Source organism: Streptomyces sp. NPDC002499 (genome assembly GCF_053595415.1).
Map to the genome: position 1 here is coordinate 477,937 of NZ_JBSFXO010000008.1, position 23,733 is coordinate 501,669.

18 protein-coding genes are annotated in these 23,733 nt (G+C 71.9%); 9 read left to right on the plus strand and 9 right to left on the minus strand.

From position 1 onward, the window contains the following. Nucleotides 1–5 precede the first annotated feature (5 nt). Genes ACWD5F_RS25035 through ACWD5F_RS25045 form a run of 3 tightly spaced genes read left to right on the plus strand, consistent with a single transcriptional unit; the run spans nt 6 to nt 3,587 of the window. Nucleotides 6–1,379, plus strand: a complete 1,374-nt coding sequence (locus tag ACWD5F_RS25035; RefSeq protein WP_451257468.1) for an NtaA/DmoA family FMN-dependent monooxygenase — start codon at nt 6–8, stop codon at nt 1,377–1,379. After that, on the plus strand, nt 1,376–2,470 hold the full coding sequence (locus ACWD5F_RS25040; RefSeq protein WP_451257470.1) for an LLM class flavin-dependent oxidoreductase: 1,095 nt from the start codon (nt 1,376–1,378) through the stop codon (nt 2,468–2,470). The genes ACWD5F_RS25035 and ACWD5F_RS25040 overlap by 4 nt, the downstream gene beginning before the upstream one ends. After that, nucleotides 2,463–3,587: an LLM class flavin-dependent oxidoreductase gene (locus tag ACWD5F_RS25045; RefSeq protein ID WP_451257472.1), complete on the plus strand. Its 1,125-nt coding sequence runs from the start codon at nt 2,463–2,465 to the stop codon at nt 3,585–3,587. Before ACWD5F_RS25040 ends, ACWD5F_RS25045 begins: the two co-directional genes overlap by 8 nt. Before the next feature lie 57 nt (nt 3,588–3,644). Here the strand turns inward: ACWD5F_RS25045 and ACWD5F_RS25050 are convergent, their stop codons facing one another. Further along, nucleotides 3,645–4,178 (minus strand): VOC family protein, encoded by a 534-nt coding sequence (locus ACWD5F_RS25050; RefSeq protein ID WP_451257474.1) that lies wholly within the window; start codon nt 4,176–4,178, stop codon nt 3,645–3,647. A gap of 301 nt (nt 4,179–4,479) precedes the next feature. Then, the gene (absR1, locus tag ACWD5F_RS25055) at nt 4,480–5,565 is read right to left on the minus strand and encodes a beta-glucuronidase AbsR1 (protein WP_401711711.1); all 1,086 of its coding nucleotides are present in this window, start codon (nt 5,563–5,565) and stop codon (nt 4,480–4,482) included. 95 nt (nt 5,566–5,660) lie between these two features. Between absR1 and ACWD5F_RS25060 the strand changes: the two genes are divergently transcribed. Further along, complete coding sequence (locus ACWD5F_RS25060; protein WP_451257477.1) at nt 5,661–7,511, plus strand: LuxR family transcriptional regulator AbsR2; 1,851 nt, start codon at nt 5,661–5,663, stop codon at nt 7,509–7,511. 147 nt (nt 7,512–7,658) lie between these two features. Here the strand turns inward: ACWD5F_RS25060 and ACWD5F_RS25065 are convergent, their stop codons facing one another. Beyond that, nucleotides 7,659–10,223: a CHAT domain-containing protein gene (locus tag ACWD5F_RS25065; RefSeq protein WP_451257578.1), complete on the minus strand. Its 2,565-nt coding sequence runs from the start codon at nt 10,221–10,223 to the stop codon at nt 7,659–7,661. 150 nt (nt 10,224–10,373) lie between these two features. Here ACWD5F_RS25065 and ACWD5F_RS25070 point away from each other — a divergent pair, with 150 nt between their 5' ends. The 3 genes from ACWD5F_RS25070 to ACWD5F_RS25080 all read left to right on the plus strand — a co-directional run bounded on the left by ACWD5F_RS25070 (nt 10,374) and on the right by ACWD5F_RS25080 (nt 12,975). After that, the gene (locus ACWD5F_RS25070) at nt 10,374–11,789 is read left to right on the plus strand and encodes a S8/S53 family peptidase (protein ID WP_451257479.1); all 1,416 of its coding nucleotides are present in this window, start codon (nt 10,374–10,376) and stop codon (nt 11,787–11,789) included. Between the two features lie 80 nt (nt 11,790–11,869). After that, on the plus strand, nt 11,870–12,445 hold the full coding sequence (locus tag ACWD5F_RS25075; RefSeq protein WP_401711703.1) for an RNA polymerase sigma factor: 576 nt from the start codon (nt 11,870–11,872) through the stop codon (nt 12,443–12,445). Nucleotides 12,446–12,477: 32 nt separating this feature from the next. Further along, nucleotides 12,478–12,975, plus strand: a complete 498-nt coding sequence (locus ACWD5F_RS25080; RefSeq protein ID WP_451257580.1) for a hypothetical protein — start codon at nt 12,478–12,480, stop codon at nt 12,973–12,975. 84 nt (nt 12,976–13,059) lie between these two features. Here the strand turns inward: ACWD5F_RS25080 and ACWD5F_RS25085 are convergent, their stop codons facing one another. Together ACWD5F_RS25085 and ACWD5F_RS25090 are read right to left on the minus strand one after the other, a co-directional pair. After that, entirely contained in the window at nt 13,060–14,283 is a 1,224-nt protein-coding gene (locus ACWD5F_RS25085; protein ID WP_451257482.1) for a cytochrome P450, read from the minus strand. 81 nt (nt 14,284–14,364) lie between these two features. Next, the gene (locus tag ACWD5F_RS25090) at nt 14,365–15,156 is read right to left on the minus strand and encodes an N-formylglutamate amidohydrolase (protein WP_451257484.1); all 792 of its coding nucleotides are present in this window, start codon (nt 15,154–15,156) and stop codon (nt 14,365–14,367) included. 120 nt (nt 15,157–15,276) lie between these two features. Between ACWD5F_RS25090 and ACWD5F_RS25095 the strand changes: the two genes are divergently transcribed. Further along, complete coding sequence (locus tag ACWD5F_RS25095) at nt 15,277–15,618, plus strand: DUF5713 family protein (protein WP_451257486.1); 342 nt, start codon at nt 15,277–15,279, stop codon at nt 15,616–15,618. A gap of 64 nt (nt 15,619–15,682) precedes the next feature. Here ACWD5F_RS25095 and metX read toward each other — a convergent pair whose 3' ends face one another. From metX to ACWD5F_RS25110, 3 genes are all read right to left on the minus strand, one after another. Further along, nucleotides 15,683–16,837 carry a homoserine O-acetyltransferase MetX gene (gene metX, locus ACWD5F_RS25100; protein WP_451257488.1) on the minus strand — a complete coding sequence of 385 codons (1,155 nt, stop codon included), beginning with the start codon at nt 16,835–16,837 and terminating at the stop codon, nt 15,683–15,685. Next, entirely contained in the window at nt 16,838–18,196 is a 1,359-nt protein-coding gene (locus tag ACWD5F_RS25105) for a bifunctional o-acetylhomoserine/o-acetylserine sulfhydrylase (protein WP_451257490.1), read from the minus strand. Nucleotides 18,197–18,545: 349 nt separating this feature from the next. Beyond that, nucleotides 18,546–20,762: an NADP-dependent isocitrate dehydrogenase gene (locus ACWD5F_RS25110; RefSeq protein WP_451257492.1), complete on the minus strand. Its 2,217-nt coding sequence runs from the start codon at nt 20,760–20,762 to the stop codon at nt 18,546–18,548. A 274-nt stretch (nt 20,763–21,036) separates the two neighbouring features. On the opposite strand from ACWD5F_RS25110, the gene ACWD5F_RS25115 reads away from it, so the two are divergent. Continuing rightward, nucleotides 21,037–22,587, plus strand: a complete 1,551-nt coding sequence (locus ACWD5F_RS25115; RefSeq protein WP_451257494.1) for a M1 family metallopeptidase — start codon at nt 21,037–21,039, stop codon at nt 22,585–22,587. A 10-nt stretch (nt 22,588–22,597) separates the two neighbouring features. Here ACWD5F_RS25115 and ACWD5F_RS25120 read toward each other — a convergent pair whose 3' ends face one another. Further along, nucleotides 22,598–23,692, minus strand: coding sequence for a mechanosensitive ion channel family protein (locus ACWD5F_RS25120; RefSeq protein ID WP_451257496.1), 1,095 nt, complete (start codon nt 23,690–23,692; stop codon nt 22,598–22,600). Nucleotides 23,693–23,733 lie beyond the last annotated feature (41 nt).

Consider the following 23,733-nt stretch of genomic DNA (forward strand, 5'->3'; position numbering starts at 1 on the left):
CACCCATGAGCAAGCCGCTGAAGCAGATCCACCTGGCCGCGCACTTCCCGGGCGTCAACAACACCACCGTGTGGAGCGACCCCAAGGCCGGCAGCCACATCGAGTTCAGTTCCTTCGTGCACTTCGCGCAGACCGCCGAACGCGCCAAGTTCGACTTCCTGTTCCTCGCCGAAGGACTCCGCCTGCGCGAACAGGGCGGAAAAATCTACGACTTGGATGTCGTAGGCCGCCCCGACACCTTCACCGTGCTGGCCGCGCTAGCCGCCGTCACCGAGCACCTCGGCCTGACCGGCACCATCAACTCCACCTTCAACGAGCCCTACGAGGTGGCCCGCCAGTTCGCCAGCCTCGACCACCTCTCCGGCGGCCGGTCCGCGTGGAACGTCGTCACCTCCTGGGACGCCTTCACCGGCGAGAACTTCCGGCGCGGCGGCTTCCTGCCGCAGGACCAGCGGTACTCCCGCGCCAAGGAGTTCCTCGCCACGACCAACGAGCTCTTCGACTCGTGGCACGGCGACGAGATAGTCGCCGACCAGGCGAGCGGCACCTTCCTGCGGGACGCGAAGGCCGGCTCCTTCGTCCACGACGGTCAACACTTCGACATCCACGGCCAGTTCAACGTCCCGCGCTCCCCGCAGGGCCGCCCGGTCATTTTCCAGGCCGGCGACTCCGACGAGGGCCGCGAGTTCGCCGCCTCCTCCGCCGACGCCATCTTCAGCCGGTACGCCCAGCTGGAATCGGGGCAGGCCTTCTACACCGACGTCAAGAACCGCCTCGCCAAGTACGGCCGCCGGCATGACGAGTTGCTGATCCTGCCCGCCGCGAGCTTCGTCCTCGCCGACACCGACGCCGAGGCGGAGGTACTGGCGAAGGAGGTGCGCCGCCAGCAGGTCAGCGGCGCCACCGCCATCAAGCACCTCGAGTTCGTCTGGAACCGGGACCTGTCCTCGTACGATCCGGAGGGCCCGCTGCCCGACGTCGATCCCGACCTCGGCGAGAACCACATCTCCAAGGGCCGCGCCCAGGTGCGGATGTACCGCGACCCGCTGGCCACCGCCCGCGAGTGGCGTGAGCTGGCCGCCGCCAACAACTGGTCCATCCGTGACCTCGTCATCGAGACCGGCAACCGGCAGAACTTCATCGGCTCCCCGGAGACGGTGGCCAGGACCATCAACGAGTACGTTCAGGCCGACGCCAGCGACGGCTTCATCCTCGTCCCGCACATCACCCCGACCGGCCTCGACGACTTCGCCGACAAGGTCGTCCCGCTGCTCCAGGAGCAGGGCGTGTTCCGCACCGAGTACGAGGGCCCGACGCTGCGCCACCAGCTCGGTCTCGCCCACCCGGACGAGGCGGCGGCCGAGCGGGCCGCGTCGTGAAGTTCCTCGCGATCACGCTCATCGTGCACCGCCCCGACCCGGTCACCGGGGTGCTGAAACCGACCCACGAACGGTTCCGCGAGGTGCTCGACAACGCGGTGCTCGCCGAGGAGTTGGGCTTCGACGGCTTCGGGGTGGGGGAGCGGCACGAGCGCCCGTTCATCTCCTCGTCCCCGACCGTCGTCCTCAGCCATGTGGCCGCCCTGACCAAGCGGATCCGCCTGTTCACCGCCGTCACGACCCTCAGCCTGCTGGACCCGGTCCGGGCGTACGAGGACTACGCGACCCTCGACCACCTGTCCAACGGGCGCCTGGACCTGATCATCGGCAAGGGCAACGGCGCCGCCCAGCGGGACCTGTTCCAGGTCACGCCCGAGGACCAGTGGGACCGCAACGCCGAGAGCTACGAGGTGTTCCGGCAGATCTGGCGGCAGGACAAGGTGACGGCGGCGACCCGCTTCCGCCCGCCGTTGGAGGACGCCGAGGTGTGGCCGCGGCCGTACCAGAAGCCGGTCCGGGTCTGGCACGGCAGCGCGACCAGCAAGGAGTCCGTCGACCTCGCCGCCCGCTACGGCGACCCGCTGTTCTCGGCGAACGTCACCAACCCCATAGAGCCGTATGCCGAGTTGATCCGCTACTACCGCGAGCGCTGGGAGCACCACGGACACGACCCGGCCGACATCGCGATCGGCGCCGGCACGGCGGGCGTCCTCGTCACGCCCACCTCGCAGGAGGCGTTGGCCGCGTACCGGCCGATCTTCGAGTCCAACCTGGCCTTCTTCAAGCAGGCGGGTCTGCCCGTGGTCTTCGAGACCCTGGAGGACTACGTCGAGCGCAGCTCGGCCCTGATCGGCAGCCCGCAGCAGGTCATCGACAAAGTGCACCGCTACCACGAGCAGTTCGGGCACACGGTGGTCCACCTGCACGCGGACGCGAGCGGTCTGTCCGACGCACAGCACCGGGACTCGCTCGAACTCTTCCAGTCGGCGGTCGCCCCCGTCCTGCGCAAGGACATCCCCGACCCGCCCTTCGACTGGGGCCCGGTCCTGCCGACACCGTCGACCAGCAGCGAGGAGCCGGTCCGTGTCTGACATCCCCCTGGGCGTGCTCGACCTGGTCCCGATCTCGTCCGGTTCGACCGCCGCCGACGCCCTGCGCAACTCCATCGACCTGGCCCGACAGGCCGAACAACTCGGCTACGCCCGCTACTGGTTCGCCGAGCACCACCTCAACCCCGGGGTCGCGGGCACCTCCCCGGCGGTCGTCCTGGCCCTGACCGCCGCCGCCACCTCCACGATCCGCCTCGGCTCCGGGGCCGTACAACTCGGCCACCGCACCGCGCTGTCGACGGTGGAGGAGTTCGGACTGATCGACGCGCTGCACCCCGGCCGCTTCGACCTGGGCCTCGGCCGCTCGGGCGGCCGTCCGCCGGCGGAGCGGGCCACCGGGCCGACGGCCACACCCGTCGTCGACGGACGCGCCCCCAACGGACTGCTCATCCCGCCCCGCTTCTCCTTCGAACGCCTCCTCGGCTCACCCCGCATCGCCCTGCAACGCAGGCTGCTCCTGCTGCCGAACGCCGAGTCCCAGGACTACGCCGAGCAGATCGACGACATCCTCGCCCTGCTGGCCGGCACCTACCGCTCCCCGGAGGGCGTCGAGGCACACGTAGTGCCCGGCGAGGGCGCGGAGTTGGAGCTGTGGATCCTGGGCAGCAGCGGTGGCCAGAGCGCCGAGGTCGCGGGCGCCCGGGGCCTGCGCTTCGCCGCCAACTACCACGTCAGCCCCGCCACGGTACTGGAGGCGGTGGACGGCTACCGCGCCCACTTCCAGCCCTCCGACCACCTCGACAAACCCCACGTCAGCGTCTCCGCGGACGTCGTCGTCGCCGAGGACGACACCACCGCCCGCGAACTCGCCACCGGCTACGGCCTGTGGGTGCGCAGCATCCGTACGGCCGAGGGCGCGATCGCGTTCCCGACGCCCGAGGAGGCCCGCGCGCACGTCTGGAGCGACGAGGACCGGGAACTGGTCCAGGACCGCCTCGACACCCAGTTCGTCGGCTCGCCGGGCCGGGTCGCCGACCAGCTGGAACAGCTCCAAGAGGCCACCGGCGCCGACGAGTTGCTCATCACGACGATCACCCACGACCACGCCGACCGGGTGCGGTCGTACGAGCTGCTTGCACGGGAGTGGGGCCGACGCTGAAGTACCGGAGCCGAGGTATCGGAGCCTAAGCACCGGAGCCGAGTGACTGGAGCGAGCTCAGCCGGTCGGCCCCACGGGCGCGCTGCTGCGTCCGTGGCGCCGACCGCTGAGTTCCGCGTCCAGCGTCCCCTGGGCCACGCGCATGATCTCGGCGTAGCCCGGGTCGCGCAGCCGCTTCCACATCTCGTCCTCGGACACGTTCTCGACCTTGGCGACCACCCACCAGATGTTGCCGAAGGGGTCCTTGATCCGCCCGCCGCGCGTCCCGAAGGCGTCGTCGGCCACGGGCGTCACCACACTGCCACCGGCCTCGACGGCCCGGGAGAACGCCTCGTCCGCGTCGGCGACGAACACCCGCAGCAGGCTGGGCAGGACCGGCCAGTCCGTACGCCGGTCGAAGGCCAGCACCACGGTGTCGCCGATCCGGATCTCACCGTGCCCGATCAGACCGTCCTCGGTGGCGACCCGCGCGAGCTCCACACCGCCGAAGGCCCCGGCGACGAAGTCGAGAAAGGCCCCGGTGTCGTCGGTGACGACCCAGGGCGCGACGGTGGTGTATCCCTGCGGCGTGACGCCGGCCTGCTCGGACATCGCGGTCCCTCCACTCGTACTGGCTGTCGTGGACGACGATAGGAGCGGACTAGGCCGGTTTCTGTCCTAGATCGACAGGCCGCGCCGAACCGGGAGCGCGAGGCCGGAGGCGAGGACGTCGAGGAGGGCGACGCTGCTCTGCGGGTGCCGGGCGGACCGTACGACGATCACGGCCGCTTCCGGGACACGTGGCGAGGCCGGGCAACGGTCTCCCTCCCCCGAAGGTGACCGTTGCCCGACCGCTCCCCCGGCGCCGGACAGGTGGTCCAGCGACGCCCGAGTGGCGCGGTTTCCCGTGCTGTCACCAGCACATGACCGCTGTCTGCCCCGGTCCCCAAGCCGAGTACAGACGCACACGGACGTAGTAGCGGCGGCCCTTGACGAGACGGGCCCTGATGGTGGCGTTGTGCGGTGTTCCGCCGTCGTCGCGGCCGGTCAGGTAGCGGGGCTCCTCGTCCCGCTCCTCGAAGACCACGACGACGGTGTCACTGTCGCCGAAGGTGCCCACGGTGTACTCGCGGGTCTCCGGCGGATCGATCACGAAGTCCGCCTGCTCGCCCGGTCCGAGACCGAGCGGCGCCGAACGGAAGGGCACCAGCGCGGGCGGCTGCGGCGGATCCGCCGGCGGATACCAGCGCAGCACGAACTCCTTGTCGGCCGGCGACAGCGAACCCGGCGGATTCAGACCCGCCCGGAACTGCTCCGGCTCCAGGATCAGCCCGCCCGAAAACGGGTACTCCATGATCGACTGCGGGTCCCAGACGGAGCCGTTGACCTCGTCTGGGTCCAGCTTGCGCAGGATGTTGAAGAACGTCTTGTCCCGGCTCCAGAAGTTCGGCGAGCCCGCCAGATCGGCGTAGACGGCCTCGTCGTCCCAGTGGATCCCGGCGAACGGGCTCTGGTGCTCGTGCAGCATCCCGAGCGCGTGCCCGATCTCGTGCAGGGCCGTCCCGCGCTCCCCGGGCGCGGTCAGGTCCCAGCCGAAGTTCATCGTGCGGTCGTGCACGCCGACCTGCAACGCGTCCCGGCCCACCGTCGACCACGAGCCGTCGCCGAGCTGGAACCCGATGCGCACCTCGGCCTCCGTGCGGTCCGCGACCTCGACGAAGGACACGCCGAGCCCGAGATCCCGCCACTCCTGGAAGCACTCGCGTACCACGTCCCGCTGCTCCTTGGCGCCGACCCACGACACCCGCCGCATCGCCCCGGTGCCCGGGACGGGGATGACGGAGGCGTCGCCTTCGCCGTCGAAGAAGCAGTAGTGCAGAACCGTGCCGTTGACCCACATCCGGTTGCCCGAGATGAGCGCGCTGCGCCGCTCGGCGGTCAGCCCTGCCGCGAAGGCGGGGGCCGACTGCTGCGCGAGGGAGCAGTAGCGTCCGGTCATGCGCACAGCCTGCCCCGATCCAGGTCACGGGCGCCTGAGTCGGGGTCTACTCAAGTCGCCCTGTATCAGGACTGAGTACTCGCGCTCATACTCCCGTGACGACTTTCGAACGCGAGGCGAAGACCCTTGAACTGCCCTGGCCGTTCACCGGACGAGAGGACGAGCTCGAGCTGATCCGCCGGTCCCTGACCGCGAGCCACCACGGCATCGTGGTCACCGGCCCCGCGGGCTCGGGCAAGACCCGGCTGGTCACCGAGGCACTGCGGGGCAGCGACCGGGCCCGCGCGGCCGGAACACCCGAGACCCGTCACCTCTCCTTCGCCGCGTTCGCGCACCTCCTGCCCGAGACGGTCTCCCTGCACCGGGCGGTCCAACTCCTGTCCGGCATACGGCTCTTGCTGGTCGACGACGCCCACCTGCTCGACGACGCCTCGGCCGCCCTCGTGCACCAGCTCGCCGTGCACGGCCGCACCCGCCTGGTCGTCGTCGCGGCCGACGAGACGCCGGTACCCGGCGCGATCTCCCGCCTGTGGACAGGCGAGTTGCTGCCCCGCCTCGCCCTGGAGCCGCTGCCCCGCGAGGACACCGAACAGCTCCTGGCGGCCGGCCTCGGCGCGGACCCGGAGCCGCTCACCCTCAACCGACTGCTCCGCCTGTGCGGCGGCGACCTGCGCCTGCTGCGCGACCTGGTGGACGCGGTGCGCGAGCGCGGACTGCTCGACCGCCGCCCGGACACGGAGAGTTGGTCCTGGCGCGGCCCGCTGCCCGTCACGACCACCGTCCGTGAGCGCGCCGCGCGCGTGCTCGACCGGCCGCACGCGGACGAACACGAGACCCTGCAACGCCTCGCCTTCGGGGAGCCGTTGGGGCAGGACCTGGACGACTTCGACCTCCATGTCCTCGAACACCTGGAGGCCGAGGGCCTGGTCCGTATCGACGAGCACCAGGAGACTCCCGCCGGCCCCACCACCGTCCGCCTCGCCCACCCCCTGTACGGCCCGGTGCTGCGCGCCGCGGCCGGTCGGCTGCGGGCGCGGCGGCTGGCCCGGCGGCCCGAGCAGTGGCGGCCGGCCCTCGACGCCGAGGCCGCCGAGCTGACCGGGCGGATCGAGCGGGCGGACGTCAGGACCACGACCACGCCGGTGGGGGACTGGCTGGTCGAAGAGGGCGCGTCGGTGCCGGCGGGGTACGCCGCCGTACGCGCCCGGTATGCGCGGCTCCGGGGGGAGCTGCGCGAGGCGGCGGCCTGGGCGAGGGAGGGACTGCGGGACGACGGGGGCGATCTGTCCTGCCGTACCGAACTCGCCCTGGCCACCGCCCAGTCGGGGGAGACGGGCACCGCTCGCACGGCCGCCGGGGGACCGCTCGGGGGCGGCGCGGCCGTGTGGCTGGCGGTGTCCGGGGGGGACGTCGACGGGGCGCTCGAGACGATCGGAGCGGGAGATTCGTACGAACTGTACGAGGCCGTTCGTCTCGGCGCCCCGGAGGCGGTCGTCGACCGGCTGCCCGCCGACGGTGTCCTCGCCCTGCACGCCGACGCGCTCGCCCGCGGCGACGGTCCCGATCTGGACCGGGCGGCCGAGGCGCTCGAGCGGCGCGGCCTGCTGCTCTTCGCCGCCGAGGCGCACGCCCAGGCGGTACGGGCCCACCGCGACCCGCGCGCCGCCCGCACCTCACGCACCCGTGCCGTCGCCCTCGCCCGCCGCTGCCAGGGCGCCCGTACTCCGGCCCTGTCCGGCCTGGTCCTCGGTGAACTCACCGCCCGCCAGCGGCAGATCGTCACCCTGGCGGCCGCCGGACTGAGCAACCGTCAGATCGCGGAACAGCTCACCCTGTCCATCCGCACCGTGGGCAACCACCTCTACAGCGCGTACGCCCGGCTCGGCGCCAGCGACCGCGGGGCGCTGCCCTGGCTCACGGCGGTACCGGACGCCCAGCCGGCCTGAGCCGCACACCGGAGCAGCGGTCTGACCCCCAGTATTCGGGGGAGGGGTCAGGCCGCTTTTCCGCGCCCGGCATCGTCTTCGTGAACTCCGTGCTGCGGTGCGGTAGTTCGGCCGCCGGAGGGACAACCCGCGACCGGTCTCTTCCGCTCAGGCCGCCCCGAACGCCGCGAACGCCCACCCCGTCGCCTGGTGCATCGCGTCGCCCGGCAGTGAGGCCCGGGCGTCGCGCAGGGCCTCCGCCAGCGAGAGGCCGACGCTGAGGCCCTTGTGCAGGGCGAGCATCAGCGGGACCACGGCCGCGTCGTTGACCGGCGCGCTGCTCGCCACCACCCCGGCCGTGCCCAGCGGCAGCAACGCCGTGACCAGGCCGAGCAGTTCGTCCGCGCCGACCGAGGCGAGGCGGGCGGTGTCGCAGCTGGACAGGATGATCCGGTAAGGGCTCCGGTCCAGGCGTTCGAAGTCGTGCACGATCAACGGACCGTCGGCCATCCGCAACGACGAGAACAGCGGGCTGTCGGCGCGGAAGACCCCGTGCGCGGCGATGTGCGCGAGCGCCGCGCCGTCCAACTCCCGCAACACCCGCGGCACGCGCGCGTCGTCGTGCTCCAGCAGGATCGGCCTGCCGTACCGGTCGGCCAGCTCGGGCACCTCGGCACCACCGGTCGCCAGACCGGGACCTCGTACCAGCACATGGCGTCCGCCCGGCGGCGGCTCGGTCTCCCGGGCGCGCAGCCAACTGCTCGCCGACGGCGACACACTGAGCACCCGCTCGCGCAGGGACGGCAGCAGGGCCCACGGCACGCGGTGCAGGCGCCCGGGCGGTACGACGACCACGGGTCCGGAGCCCAGGTGTGCGGCCGCCGGTCCCAGCAGCAGTTCCTCCAGCCGGTGTCCCATCGCCTCGACCACCGGAAGCCGGGCATCCGCCCCGGGATGGGCCAGCCGCCGCAGGCCCGCCTGGACGTGTTCGGCCTCGCGCTCGGCGTCGGCGACCAGTCCCGCCTCGAACCGCCGGACCCGGCCCTCCGCGCACAGCAGCACCTGGACCCGCCCGTCCAGCACGGCCAGTTCCACCAGCCGCACCTCGCCGAGGCGGGCCAGGAGGCGGGCGGGGTCGAAGCGGGTCTCGTCGCCGGGGGCGTCGCCGCGCATGTGCAGGGTGCGGGAGCGGATCTCCCGCTCCAGGCGCCGCTGTTCGCGCTCCAGGGCGGGCAGCGGACGGCCCTCCATACGGGCCTCCTCCGCCTGGGCGGCGATCACCCGGAACGAGGTGAGATCGCCGAGCAGCCCCGGATCGGCCGGCGGCCGGGTCGGCGGTGCGGACAGCACGGTGGCCCGCCAGCGCTCGCTCCACACCAGCAGTCGGCGCGGCCCGCCGGACTCCACGCTGGCCTGCTGCGCCAACGCGGCCAGTTCCGCGCCCTGTTCGGTGGCGCGGGCCCGCAGCTCCGAGGCGCCGAGCGTCATCCGGTGGTCGTCCAGCACGTCGAGGCCGCGCCGGCAGGCCTCGAGGACACCCCGGCTCGAACCGGCGGACCTGGCCCGCAGCGCCTGCGCCGCCCAGCCCGTCATCCGCGCCAGCGGCGGCCCGCTGTGCCGGCTGCGGGCGGCCACCGCCAGATGCCGTTCCGCGTCCGCCGTCCAGCCCAGACCCAGCGCGATCCGGCCCGCGAGGAGGGAGGCCTCCGGCGCGACCGGAGCGCCGAAGGACGCGAGCTTCTCGGCGACCGCGGCCGCGTCGGCGACCAGTCGCCCCGAGCCCCGCCCCGCGGCCACCCGCGCCTGGATCAGCACCAGCCGGGCGTGCGCCTCCCACCAGGGCCGCCGCTGCCCGGCGAACAGCCGCACCGCCAGCTCCGCGCGCGCGATCGACGTATGCGGATCGCCCGCCCGCCGGGCCGCATGGGCCGCGACCAGCAGCAGCTCCGCCTTACGGGTGGCCTGACCGCCAATGCCGTCGAGGACCCCGATCGCCGCGTCCGCCTCCGCCAGCGCCTCCGGGGCGAGCCCGGCCGCCATCAGGACCTCGCAGCGCCGGATGTAGAGCATGAAGGACGGCGTACCGAGCTTGGCGTACCGCTCCTCGGCCTCGTCGAACAGCCGGAGCGACACCGGGATGTCGCCCGACCGGAACGCGGCCAGCCCCCGGCTCTCCACGATGTCGGCCTTGTCGTGCTCCTGGCCGGTGGTGTCCCACAGCGTCTCGGCCGCCGTGAAGTCGGCGTCCGCCCGGTCCACCGCGCCCAGCGCCAGATGCACGGTCGCCCGCAGCGTCAGCGCCCGGGCCACCCAGATGGTGTCCTCCGCCTGCCGCAGCACGGGAATCGCCTTGCGTACGTCCTCCAGGGCCTCCCGGTGCCGGCCCAGCACCCAGCCGGCGTAGGCCCGCCGGAACAGCACGCGCGCGCGGGTGTGGCCGGTGCCGCGCTCCACTCCGCGCTCCAGCGCGGCCAGACCCTGCTGAGTGCGCCCCGAGTGCACCAACGCGACCCCGAGCGCGGCCAGGACATCCGCCTCCCGGTCGGCCGAATCGGCGCGCGCCGCGAGATCCCGGGCCCGCCGCAGGTGATAGAGGGCGATCTTCATGTCGCCCCAGTCCCGCTGCCAGATGCCGATCACCTGGTGGGCGACGGAGGCGTGCAGCAGCGACGGATCGGCGTCGAGCACACCTTCCGCCCTCGCCAGCGCGTCCTGAGGGGCGGCGAACACCATGGGCAGCAGTTCCAGGACCGCGTCGCTTCCCGCTGTCACTCAAAGGATGGTAGTGGTCCCGGTTGCACACCACACCGGTTTGGCGCTGTATCAAACGACGACCCGGCGGCTCTGACTGACGACCACCGCCTCAGTGGAGGAGGACACGCCATGGCACCTCAGCGTTTCCACGAGCAGTTCGACCAGATCCAACGCTCGATGCCCGACACCCCGCTCGCCCTCGGCCCGGACGACGCGGCCGAGTTCATCTACGAGAAGGGTGTCGTCCTCGCCCGGGACGGCGAGGAGGCCCAGCTCGTCGAGGACACCGTACGCACCCACTTCGACCGGACCACGGGGCTGGTCGCGGACCGGGTGCAGCGTGTGAGCCCGCAGACCAACCGCTCCGGCATCACCCGCATCCAGGTCGGCGACCCCGGCCACGACGACGGCCGCGGTGACCGCGCGGTCGCGGGCGCCCTGCGCGCGCTGCGGGAACAGGAGGGACGCCAGGGACGCCGCCTGGTCAGCCGTAACCACATCGTGTCCATCGCGGTGAACTCCTGCCCCGGCGACGAGCCCGTGCCCGCCCCCCTCACCCAGCCGCCCAACCCGGCCGCGGCCGAGGAGTCCCACGAGGACACCGCCGTCCGTGTCCTGGTGATAGACAACGGCCTCACGCACGACTTCGCCGCGTACCCGCTGCTGGCGAACACCCAGGGCGACCCGCAGCTCCAGGAGACCGACGCGAACGGGATCCTCCAGCAGTACGTCGGACACGGCACGTTCATCGCCGGACTCCTCGCGGCCGTCTCGCCCAACACCGACATCACCGTGCGCAACACGCTCAACGACGCCGGCGCGGTCCTGGAGTCCGAGTTCGGCGAGCTGCTCTTCGACGCCGTCGAGCGGGACGGCTGGCCGGACATCCTCAGCCTCTCCGCCGGCACCTCCAACGGCCGCGTCGACGGCCTGCTGGGCCTGGACGGGTTCATGTCCGCCCTGCTCGACCAGAGCACCCTGCTGGTGGCCGCGGCCGGCAACAACGCCAGCGCCACCCCGTTCTGGCCCGCCGCCTACGCCTCCCTGCCCGACTACGCGGACGCGGTCCTGTCGGTCGGCGCGCTGCGCAGCGACGGCGAGTTCGGCGCCTGCTTCAGCAACCACGGCGCCTGGGTGAAGGTCTTCGCCCCCGGTGAGCGCCTCACCAGCGCCCTCACCGGCTTCGACGTGCCCGTCCCGTACATCTACCAGCACTCCACCTACGACGCCTGCCGCTTCGGCTTCACCTACCACTGCACCTGCCAGTACCCGAGCCACGCGGGCGTGCTGAGCGACGACGGCTCCCACCCCACGCCGGACCAGGTGCTCTTCGACGGGTTCGCGCAGTGGAGCGGCACGTCCTTCGCCACGCCCGTCGCCGCGGGCCTGGTCGCCTCCTACATGACGGCGCACAAGGAGCAGGACCCGCGCGCCGCCGCGCGGCTGCTGCTCGCCGCCAACACGGAGATCGCGGAGGTGCGGGGGGCGCACGTCCCGGCGCTCCGGCCACCCACGTGGCGCGCGATCCCCACCACGTCGGTATGAACGCGATCCACTGGAGGTCACGGTCCAGGGCCACCCCTCTCACGGCGTACGATGACATGCCGTACACGAGGGGTGGAGCCGTGGACCGAGCAGATGTCGGCGCGTTGGTCCAGTCCGCCGTCGACGGTGATGCGGCGGCCTGGAAAGCGCTCGTTGAAGGGCTGAGCCCACTGGTGTGGTCCGTCGTGCGCGCGTACCGGCTCTCCGACGCCGACGCGCACGAGGTCTACCAGACCGTGTGGTTCCGCTTCGCCCAGCACCTGGGCCGGATCCGGGAACCGGAGAAGGCCGGCTCCTGGCTCGCGAGCACCGCGCGGCACGAGAGCCTGAAGGTCATCAGGAGCCTGAAAAGGCTGACCCCGACGGACGATCCGCAGCTCCTCGACCGGGTCAGCGAGGACAGTACGCCCGAGCAGTCCCTGCTGGACTCGGAGGAGGCCGCCGCCCAGAGCGAGCGCGTCCGCCACCTCTGGCAGGAGTTCGCCGAACTCGGCGACCGGTGCAGGCAGTTGCTGCGCGTCCTGATGGCCACGCAGCCGCCCAGCTACCAGGAGGTCTCCGCCTCGCTGGGCATCGCCGTCGGCAGCATCGGACCGCTGCGTCAGCGCTGTCTGCGCCGCCTGCGGGCACGACTCGAAGCACGAGGTGCGGTGTGACGGACAACTACGGCACGGGTGGCCCGGACGACATGGACGACATGGACGACCTGGACGGCTTGGACGACATGAGCGGCGACGACGCCCACGACGACGACTTCGATCTCGACCTGCTGGAGGAGGAACTGCGCCGGGCCGCGGGCATCCTGGACCCGATCCCCGCGCAGCTCCAGCAGCTCGCCGTCGAGGCCTTCGCCCTGCACGACCTCGACGCCCGGATCGCCGAGCTGACCTTCGACTCGGTCACCGACGCCATTCCGGTCAGGGGAGCGGTGGACGTTCCGCGGATGCTGACCTTCCACGTGGGCGGGCTGACCGTCGACGTGGAACTGACCGCGCAGGGCCTGATGGGTCAGGTGCTGCCACCGCAGACGGCCCGGATCGAGGTCCTGAGAGGACCGCAGGTCGGCTCCGCGCTGACGACGGACGACATGGGCCGCTTCACCTCCGTGGAGCCCCCCGCCGGCCCGTTCGCCCTGCGGCTGCGGACCGACGAGGGGACCGTCGTCACGGACTGGCTGACGGCCTGAGCGGTCGGGCGCCTTCACCAGGTGCCCGACACCGCTCACCGGACGCCCGAGGCTGCCCGCCGGCTACCGGCTATCCGGCGCCGGTCACCAGGTGACGGGCAGGTTCTGAGGTCCCCGGATCATCGTCCGGCGGCGCCAGACCACCTGATCGGCGGGGACCGCCAGACGCAGGTCCGGCAGCCGGTCCAGGAGCGTGCCGACCAGCAGCTCGGTCTGCATCCGGGCCAGGACGGCGCCGGTGCAGTAGTGCGATCCGTTCCCGAAGGCCAGGTGCGGGTTGGGGTCGCGGTCCGGGTCGATGCGGTCCGGGTCCGGGAAGACGGCCGGGTCCCGGTTGGCGGCCAGGTAGGACACGTACACCGGGTCGCCCGCGCTGATGCGGTGGCCGTGCAGCTCCACGTCCTCCAGGGCGATACGGGCGAGGCCCACCGAGGTGCGGTGCGGGATGTGGCGCAGGAGCTCGTCGAGGACGGGTCCCCGAGCCTCCGGCTCCCGCATCCGCTCCCTCAACTCCGGCCGGGTGAGGATCAGGAACAGCATCTGGCCGCAGTTGTGGGTGACGGCCTCGCCGCCGATCTGCAGCGGCCCGGCGAGCCCGACCGCCTCCTCCTCGCTGATCTCGCCCCGCCCGACCGCGGCGCCGAGCAGCGAGTACACGTCCTGGCCGGTGCTGTCCGCGCGGGCCCGGACGGTGTCGGTGATCCACCCGTACATGCCGTTCTTGGCACGGTCGGCGGCCTCGGCGCCGCCCGAGGTGGAGATGATCTGCCGGGTCCAGGAGTGCACCCGCTCCCGGTCCTCGACGGGCACGCCCATCACCTCACTGACGACGGCGAGCGGGAAGGGTTCCAGGACCCGCTCGATCAGATCGGCCGGCGGCCCGTCGCGTACGACCCCGTCCACCAGCTCGTCGAGCAGCTCCTGCGCCCGCGGCCGCAGCCGCTTCATCGCGCCGACCGTGAAGGCCCCGGCGACCGGCTTGCGCAGCCGGTTGTGGTCGGGCTGGTCGGCGAAGGCGAGCGAACCGGGACGCGGCTTGAAGTGCGGGGCCAGTCGCGTCACTTGACGGCGGGTGACCTCCGCGCGGCCGAACCGCGGATCGTTGGTGATCGCCTTCACGTCGTCGTACCGGGTGGCCAGCCACGCCCAGCCCTCGCCGTGCGGCAGCCGGATGCGGGTCAGCGGGCCCTCGCGCATCAGCTCCGCGAGCACCGGGTCGAAGTCGTCGGGACCGGTGAGGTCGAGCGCGGGCCAGTCGCGCACCGGGGGCGGTGCCTGGGCGGTCAGCAGGGTGGGATCCTCGGTCATGCCCCCACCCTCACCGGCCCCCGGCCGCCTGTCGCGCGGGAGTGCTCCAGCCGGAGGCCGGAGTGAGGCGCCACGAGGAGATCAGCGCGGTACGGCGTCCACGAGGGCGGCCAGCGCCGTCGCCAGCCGGGTCAGCCCGGGGCCGGCGGGCCCGCCCGGCTCGGCCATGTACTGATCCCGGCGGATCTCCACCATGAGGGCCGCCACCCGCGGATCCTTCCCGTAGAACTCCAGCGGTACGTACGCCCCGCGGAACGGGCTGTCCACCCCCGTCTCCCCGCACCCGGCGAACGCCTCCCGCGCGGCCGTCAGCAGCTCGGGAGGTGTGTGGAAGGGGTCGGTGCCCAGGCAGACCGGCGGCCGGGGGCCGTCGCCGTGCAGTTCGTACGGCAGCGCGGCGGACGGATAGGAGTGGACGTCGATGACGACGGCCCGCCCGGTGGCGGCCAGCCGGTCGGCCACCGCGTCCGTCATCGCCTGCGCGTACGGCCGGAAGCAGCGGTCGATCAGCGGCTCGGGGTCGCTGTCCGCGGGCCGTAGCTCGCCCCGGTGCGTGGTCCGCGTGTACACCGCGCCCATCCCGACCGACAGCATCTCCTCCCGCTCGTCGGGGAACCGCTCCGGATCGATGACCAGCCGCGACAGCCGGTTGACGAACCGCCAGGGCGTGACGGCCGCCAACCCGGCCGCGAGCTCGGCCAGTTCGGCGGTGTGCGCGTCGGTGATGTGGTCCAACTCCTGCTCCAGCGCCGCGTCGTCCAGCACGATCCCCGCGCGCACCTCGGCCGGAACGACCCGTGAGGAGTGCGGTACGTGCAGGATCACGGGGGAGTCGGCGGGGCCGGGCAGAAGCTCGAACGGCGCGGGCGGCACTGGCTGCTCCAAGAGACGTGGAAGGGGCGTTGTCAGTGGTGCGTGGCAGCATCAAAGGTGCCACATCGACAGGCACGGACGTCCGCGAGACGTCCGTGGGCACGAACCCGGGGGAGCACCATGCCCATCAGCAACCAGCAGGCGGCCGCACACGCGTTTCTCAAGGCGCTGTACAGGGACGCCTACTACCCCGACCACGTGGTGGACCGGGGCCGGGACATCCTGCTGCGGCTGTGCGAGCGCATCGAGACCGAGCGGCCCGCCGACCTGGACGCGCTGTACGTCCTCACCCAGGCCGCCACCGACGAGTTCAACGACCTCGAGACCGCCTTCGAGGAGGCCGGCAGCGAGATCGAGACCGTGGCCCGCGAGGAGATAGCCGAGGACTTCTGGTTCGTCGCGAAGACCTACGGCTTCGAGAACGCGGACGTGGAGGAGCTGATCGGCACGCGGGACTGGTGAGTGGGCGGCCCGGAGCGGCAGCCGGCCCGGGACAACAGCCGGGCCCGCGAGTCGGCGCCAACTGTCAGGCGGGGCCCAGGAGTTCCCGTACGAGCTCCCCGACCTGTTCCGTCTCGATCAGGAACCCGTCGTGCCCGTACGGCGACTCGATCACCCGCAACCGGTCGGCGGTCGGGATCAGCGCGGCCAACTCGGCCTGCTGGGCGAGCGGGTAGAGGCGGTCGGAGTCGACGCCCGCGACCAGCGTGCGTGCGGTGACCCTGCTCAGCGCTGACCGAGTGCCGCCGCGGTCCCGGCCGACGTCGTGGGCGTTCATGGCCTCGGACAGGACCACGTAACTGCCCGCGTCGAAGCGGTGGACCAGCTTGGCGGCGTGGTGGTCGAGGTAGGACTCGACCTGGTAGCGGCCGCCGTTCCAGGGATCCTCGGTGCCCTGGGGTGTGCGGCCGAAGCGGAGCCGGAGTTCGGGTTCGCTGCGGTAGGTGACGTGGGCGAGTCGGCGGGCGAGGCCCAGGCCGGTGCGCGGTCCGTGGGCGGTGTCGTGGTAGTCGCCGCCCTGCCAGTGCGGGTCCGAACGGACGGCGTGCACCTGGATGTTCGACCAGGCGATCTGCTCCGCGCTCGCCGCCGCCGTGGTGGCGAGCAGCAGCAGCGCCCCGGTGCGCTCGGGGTGGGACACCGCCCACTCCACGGCCCGCATCCCGCCCATCGACCCGCCGACGACGAGCGCCCACCGCTCGACGCCCAGCGCGTCGGCGAGCCCGGCCTCGGCGGCGACCTGGTCGCGCTGGGTCAGGAACGGGAAGGAGCCGCCCCAGCTCCGGCGCCCGTCCGGACGCGTCGACGCCGGTCCCGTACTGCCCTGACAGCCGCCCAGGACGTTCGGGGCGACGACGAACCAGCGGTCGGTGTCGAGCGCGAGCCCGGGGCCGACCAGCCCGTCCCACCAGCCGGCGGTCGGGTGCCCGGGCCCGGCGGGGCCCACGACATGGCTGTCGCCGGTGAGGGCGTGCAGGACGAGGACGGCGTTGGCGCGGTCCGGCGCGAGCCGTCCCCAGGTCTCGAACGCCAGCCGCGCGCCCGGCAGTTCACCGCCCGCCGCCAGCGGGAGCGGCTTCTCCGGGGTGTGCCACCGGCGCCGCCCGGGCGGGTCCCCCTCCCGCCAGGCCCCGGTGGCCGGCGGGAGGGGACCAGCAGCAGCGGTGGCGGCCGCCTGCACCTACGCGCCCTTGGCCGCGCGGAATCCGGCCTCCAGGTCGGCCTTGAGGTCGGCGAGGTTCTCGATGCCGACCGACAGGCGCACCAGGCCCGGCGAGGTCCCCGTGGCGGCCAACTGCCCCTCGTCCAGCTGGCTGTGGGTCGTGGATGCCGGATGGATGATCAGGCTGCGGACGTCACCGATGTTGGCCAGGTGGCTGAACAGCTCCACGGCGTCCACGAACCGCTTGCCCGCCTCGACGCCGTCCCGCAGCTCGAAGGAGACGACGGCGCCGGCCCCGCGCGGAAGGTACCTCTGCCCGGCGTCGTACCACTGGCTGGACGGCAGGCCCGGGTAGTGGACGGCCGCCACCTCGTCCCGCTGCTCCAGCCACTCGGCCAGCGCCTGGGCGTTCGACGAGTGCCGCTCGATGCGCAGGCTCAGCGTCTCCACGCCCTGGAGCAGCAGGAACGCGGAGTGCGGGGAGAGCGCCGGGCCGAGGTCGCGCAGCAGCTGCACCCGCAGCTTGATCGCGAAGGCGCCCGGGCCGAGCGCCGGCCAGTACTGGAGGCCGTGGTAGCTCGGGTCGGGCTCGGTGAAGTCCGGGAACCGCTCCGCGTGGGCTCCGAAGTCGAAGGTGCCGCCGTCCACGACGACCCCCGCGATGGTCGTCCCGTGCCCGCCGAGGAACTTGGTCGCCGAGTGCACGACGATGTCCGCGCCGTGCTCGATGGGCCGCAGGAGAAAGGGAGTCGGGACGGTGTTGTCGACGATCAGCGGTACGCCCGCCTCGTGCGCCGCGTCCGCGACCGCCCGGACGTCGAGCACGTTGCCGCGCGGGTTGCCCAGTGTCTCGGCGAACAGCGCCTTGGTGTTGGGCCGGATCGCGGCCCGCCAGGCCTCGATGTCGTCCGGGTCGTCCACGAAGGAGACCTCGATGCCCAGCTTCGGCAGGGTGTGCCGGAACAGGTTGTAGGTACCGCCGTACAGCGACGTACTGGAGACGAGGTGGTCGCCCGCGCTCGCCAGCGTGAGGATCGCCAGAGTCTCCGCGGCCTGTCCGGAGGCCAGCGCCACGGCCGCGACACCGCCCTCGAGCGCGGCAACGCGCTGCTCGAAGACGTCCTGGGTGGGGTTGTGGATGCGGGTGTAGATGTTGCCGGGCTCGGCGAGCGAGAACAGGTCGGCGGCGTGCTGGGTGTCCCGGAAGACGAATGACGAGGTCTGGTAGATCGGCGTCGCGCGGGCACCGGTGGTCGGGTCGGGCGCGGCTCCCGCGTGGATCTGCTTGGTCTCGAAGGACCAGGCCGAGGTGTCGGGGCCCGCGGGTTCGTCCTCGGGCGTGTGACCGGCGGTGACGGAGTCGATGGGCTGGCTCATGGTGCTGCTCCTCGTGCAAAGGGGCATGCCGGCGTACGCGTGCGGACACGCGGGAGCACGGCAGCGGAAGGCGGGGGAAGGGCCGGAGGGGAGCGTCAGCTCACGGCACTACACGCAGTGGTGGTCACGCGCACGTAGTCGACGTGGCGCCGGGTCACGAGCACCGTCATACGACGAGCGAACCACGGATGATCGGCGCGGACCAGCGTCTCGCCGCGCGTGACACAGAGCCTTCATGAACCGGTACGGGGCTTTGGTGATCCAGCACGGTGGTCGGGCCCGGGGGCCGCAACGCAGCCGCCCCGGGCGGGAGAACCCGGCCGGGGCGGCGTACGAGATCAAGCGGGCGTCACAGGGACGCGAGCGCCTCGTTCCACGTGGTCGAGGGGCGCATGACCTTGGCCGCCTTGGCCGGGTCGGGCTGGTAGTAGCCGCCGATGTCGACCGGGGAGCCCTGGACGGCGAGCAGTTCGCCGACGATCTTCTCCTCGTTGGCGGCGAGCGTCTCGGCCAGCGACGCGAAGGCCTTGGCCAGGTCGGCGTCGTCGGTCTGCGCGGCCAGCTCCTGCGCCCAGTACAGGGAGAGGAAGAAGTGGCTGCCGCGGTTGTCGATGCCACCGACGCGACGGGTCGGGGACTTGTCCTCGTTGAGGAAGGTCGCCGTGGCGCGGTCGAGGGTGTCGGCGAGGACCTTCGCCCGCGCGTTGCCCGTGAACTCGGCGTACTGCTCAAGGGACGGGACCAGCGCGAAGAACTCGCCGAGCGAGTCCCAGCGCAGGTAGTCCTCCTTGACCAGCTGCTGGACGTGCTTGGGCGCGGAGCCGCCGGCGCCCGTCTCGAACAGACCGCCGCCCGCCATCAGCGGGACCACCGACAGCATCTTGGCGCTGGTGCCCAGCTCCAGGATCGGGAAGAGGTCGGTGAGGTAGTCGCGCAGCACGTTGCCGGTGACGGAGATGGTGTCCTCGCCGCGGCGGATGCGCTCCACCGACAGCTTGGTCGCCTCGACGGGGTTGAGGATCCGGATGTCCAGGCCCTCGGTGTCGTGCTCCGTCAGGTAGGCGTTGACCTTGGCGATCAGGTTGGCGTCGTGCGCGCGGGTCTCGTCCAGCCAGAAGACGGCCGGGCTGCCGGTGGCGCGGGCGCGGGTGACGGCGAGCTTCACCCAGTCCTTGATCGGCGCGTCCTTGGTCTGGCAGGCGCGGAAGATGTCGCCGGCCGAGACGGCCTGCTCGATCACCACGTTGCCCGCCTGGTCGACGAGGCGGACCGTGCCGGTGGCCGGGATCTCGAAGGTCTTGTCGTGGCTGCCGTACTCCTCGGCCTTCTGCGCCATGAGACCGACGTTCGGGACCGAGCCCATCGTGGACGGGTCGTAGGCGCCGTTGGCGCGGCAGTCGTCGATCACGACCTGGTAGACGCCGGAGTACGAGGAGTCCGGCAGCACCGCGAGGGTGTCGGCCTCGGCGCCGTCCGGGCCCCACATGTGGCCGGAGGTGCGGATCATGGCCGGCATCGAGGCGTCGACGATCACGTCGGACGGCACGTGCAGGTTGGTGATGCCCTTGTCGGAGTCGACCATGGCGAGGGCCGGACCCTCGGCGAGCTCGGCGTCGAAGGAGGCCTTGATCGCGGCGCCCTCGGGCAGCGCCTCCAGGCCCTTGTAGATACCGCCCAGACCGTCGTTCGGGGTCAGGCCGGCCGCGGCGAGCGACTCGCCGTACGCGGCGAAGGTCTTCGGGAAGAAGGCGCGCACCACGTGACCGAAGATGATCGGGTCGGAGACCTTCATCATCGTGGCCTTGAGGTGCACGGAGAACAGCACGCCCTCGGCCTTGGCGCGGGCGATCTGCGCGGTGAGGAACTCGCGCAGCGGCGCCACGTGCAGCACGGACGCGTCGACGACCTCGTCCGCGAGGACCGGTACCGACTCGCGCAGCACCGTGGTGGAGCCGTCGTCGCCGACCAGCTCGATCCGCAGCGAGCCCGCCTCGGAGATCACCGCGGACTTCTCGGTGGAGCGGAAGTCGTCCACACCCATCGTCGCCACGTTGGTCCTGGACTCGGGGGTCCAGGCGCCCATGCGGTGCGGGTGGGTCTTGGCGTAGTTCTTGACCGAGGCGGGGGCGCGCCGGTCGGAGTTGCCCTCGCGCAGCACCGGGTTCACGGCGGAGCCCTTGACCTTGTCGTAGCGGGACTGGACGTCCCGCTCCTCGTCGGTCTTGGGGTCGTCCGGGTAGTCCGGCAGCGCGTAGCCCTGGCTCTGCAGCTCGGCGACGGCGGCCTTGAGCTGCGGGATGGACGCTGAGATGTTCGGCAGCTTGATGATGTTGGCCTCGGGCGTCTTGGCCAGCTCGCCGAGCTCATGGAGGGCGTCCGGGATCCGCTGGTCCTCGGTCAGGTACTCCGGGAACAGGGCGATGATCCGCCCGGCCAGCGAGATGTCCCGCGTCTCCACGGCGACCCCCGCCTGCGAGGCGTACGCCTGGACCACCGGCAGGAAGGAATACGTTGCCAGGGCAGGGGCCTCGTCAGTGTGCGTATAGAAGATGGTCGAGTCAGTCACCGGGTGCTCCGCTCCACGTCTGCAACATTGCTCGACATCAAGATATCTCGTGACCGACGTCGGCTCGACAGCGGTCCGTCCGGACTTCCGGACAACATCCCGCTCCCGACGTCCGGACAACATCCTGCTCTCGCGATGCAACCTCCGCGCACGATCTTGGAGTCATAGAGGGGTGATCGCACAACTCGGGTGGATGACCCGGGTCGTGCGACGCCAGCGCACGACTCATCCGACGGCCGGACCGACCACCCGGCCGCCCGAGCGAAAGCGGATCATGAGATATCGCACCAGAGTGACCGCCCCGGCTGCCGCCCTGATCGGCACCGCCGCAGCCATGACCATCGGCACCCAGGCCTCGGCGGCCACCAGGGACGGGGGCGCCACGGGCGGGGGGACGCCCGGGCCCGAGACGTTGGGGGACTCCGTCTACCCGAGCCTCGGCAACGCCGGCTACCGGGTCTCCGCCTACCACCTCGACCTCGCCTACGACGCGACCACCAAGCTGGTCGAGGGCAAGGCGACCTTGAAGATAACCACCACCCAGGCCCTCAGCCGGCTCTCCTTGGACGCCCTGGGCCTGGACATACGCGCCGTCCGCGTCAGCGGCCGCGCCGCCACCTTCGAGCAGGTGGGCGAGAAGCTGCGGATCACCCCCGCCCGCCCGCTGCCCACGAAGGCCCGCACGACGATCTGCGTCGAGTACGGCGCCGACCCGGCCCGCGCCCTCGCGCACACCGCCTGGGTCGTCACCCCGGACGGCTTCGCGATCTGCCCGCAGCCCAACTCGGCGCACACGGTCTTCCCGTGCAACGACCACCCGTCGGACAAGGCGGACTTCACCTTCCGCGTCACCGCTCCCGCGGGAACGCGCGGTGTCGCCAACGGCCTGCTCACCGGCACCGAGGCGCTGGCCGACGGCCGCACGGCGTACTCGTACAAGTCCCGCGAGCCGATGGCCACCGAGCTGGCGCAGATCACCGTCGGCGACTACGTCATCAAGGACCGGCAGGGCCCGAACGGCCTGCCTCTGCGGGATGTCGTCCCGGCCGCTCGCGCCGCCGCCCTCGAACCGGCGCTCGCGCTCACCCCGAACCTGGTCCAGTGGCTGGAAGCGCGCCTGGGCGCCTTCCCGTTCGAGACGTACGGCCTGCTGCCGGCCAACACCGACAAGGGGGACGCCTTCGACTTCACCGGCCTGGAGACGCAGACCCTCACCCTGTACAAGCCGAACTTCCTGCTCCAGGCGGAGAAGGCCATCGGCTCGCACATGATGCACGAGCTGGTCCACTCCTGGTTCGGCAACCTCGTCAGCCCCGGCAGCTGGGCCGACCTGTGGCTGAACGAGGGACACGCCGACTTCTACGGGCTGCTGTACCGCTACGAGCGCGGCTGGGCCGACTCCATCGGCCTGACCACGATGGAAGCCCGGATGAAGAACACCTACGCGCTCGGCGACCAGTGGCGCCGTGACTCTGGGCCGGTGGCCGCGCCCAACGAGGCCAACCTGTTCGACAGCCAGCGCTACCTCGGTGGTGTGCTGGTGCTGTACGCCCTGCGCCAGCTGGTCGGCGAGAGCGTCTTCGCGAACATCGAGAGCACCTTCCTGGCCCGCTTCCGCAACTCCTCGGCGACGACGGACGATTACATCGCCGTCGCCTCGGAGGTCTCCGGCCAGGACCTGTCGGGCTTCCTGCGCGACTGGCTCTACGGCACGAAGACCCCCCGGATGCCCGGTCACCCGGACTGGACGGTCACGCCCGTGAGTTCCTCGCTCGCGCCGCGCAAGCGGACGAGCGGGCACCACGACAACTCGGCGACCCTGTAGGTCACCTAGCTCATTCGGGGTGGGCGGCAGTCATGTCGCCCACCTCCGTCGAGCTGCGCTGCTGCGGAATCGACAGCGAGCCCTGCTGGAGTGCCACCGTCCGCGTGGGCGCCGGGATCCGGATGCCCTCGTCGCGGTAGCGCCGGTGCAGCTGCTTGATGAACTCGTGCTTGATGCGGAACTGGTCGCTGAACTCGCCGACGCCCAGGATCACCGTGCAGCCGATCCGGGAGTCCCCGAACGTGTGGAAGCGGACCGCCGGTTCGTGCTCCGGAAGGGCGCCGCTGATCCCGGTCATCACGTCCGCGACGACCTCCAGGGTGACCCGCTCGACGTGCTCCAGGTCGCTGTCGTAGCCGACCCCGACCTGGACCAGGATCGTCAGGTCCTGCTCGGGACGCATGAAGTTGGTCATGTTCGTCTTCGCGAGCTGCCCGTTGGGGATCACGACCAGGTTGTTGGACAGCGCCCGGACCGTCGTCTGACGCCAGTTGATGTCCTCGACATAGCCCTCCTCACCGCTGCTCAGCTTGATGTAGTCGCCGGGCTGCACGGTCTTGGAGGCGAGGATGTGGATGCCCGCGAAGAGGTTCGCCAGGGTGTCCTGGAGGGCGAGCGCGACCGCCAGACCGCCGACGCCCAGGGCGGTGAGCATCGGGGCTATCGAGATGCCCAGCGTCTGCAGGACCACCAGGAAGCCGATGGCCAGGACCAGCACCCGGGTGATGTTCACGAAGATCGTGGCCGACCCGGCGACCCCGGAGCGGGACTGGGTGACCGCCCGCACCAGACCGGCGATCACCCGGGCCGACGCCAGCGTGACGACGAAGATGAGCACCACGGTGAGCGTCTGGTTGACGTGGTGCTGGACCGACTTCGTCAACGGCAGCGCGGCACCCGCCGACGCGACCCCGCCGAGGAACGCCGCCCACGGCACGACCGTGCGCAGCGCCTCCACGATGACGTCGTCGCCGCTCCAGCGGGTGCGGTCGGCGTGCCGACCGAGCCACCGCAGCAGCATGCGCAACAGGAACGCGGTCAACAGACCGGCGGCCAGGGCGATTCCGGCATGGACCCAGTCGTCCAGGGTGAGCCCTCGGGTCACCGGTCACCTCCGACCAGCGCGTGCGCGGCGCGAGTTGCCGC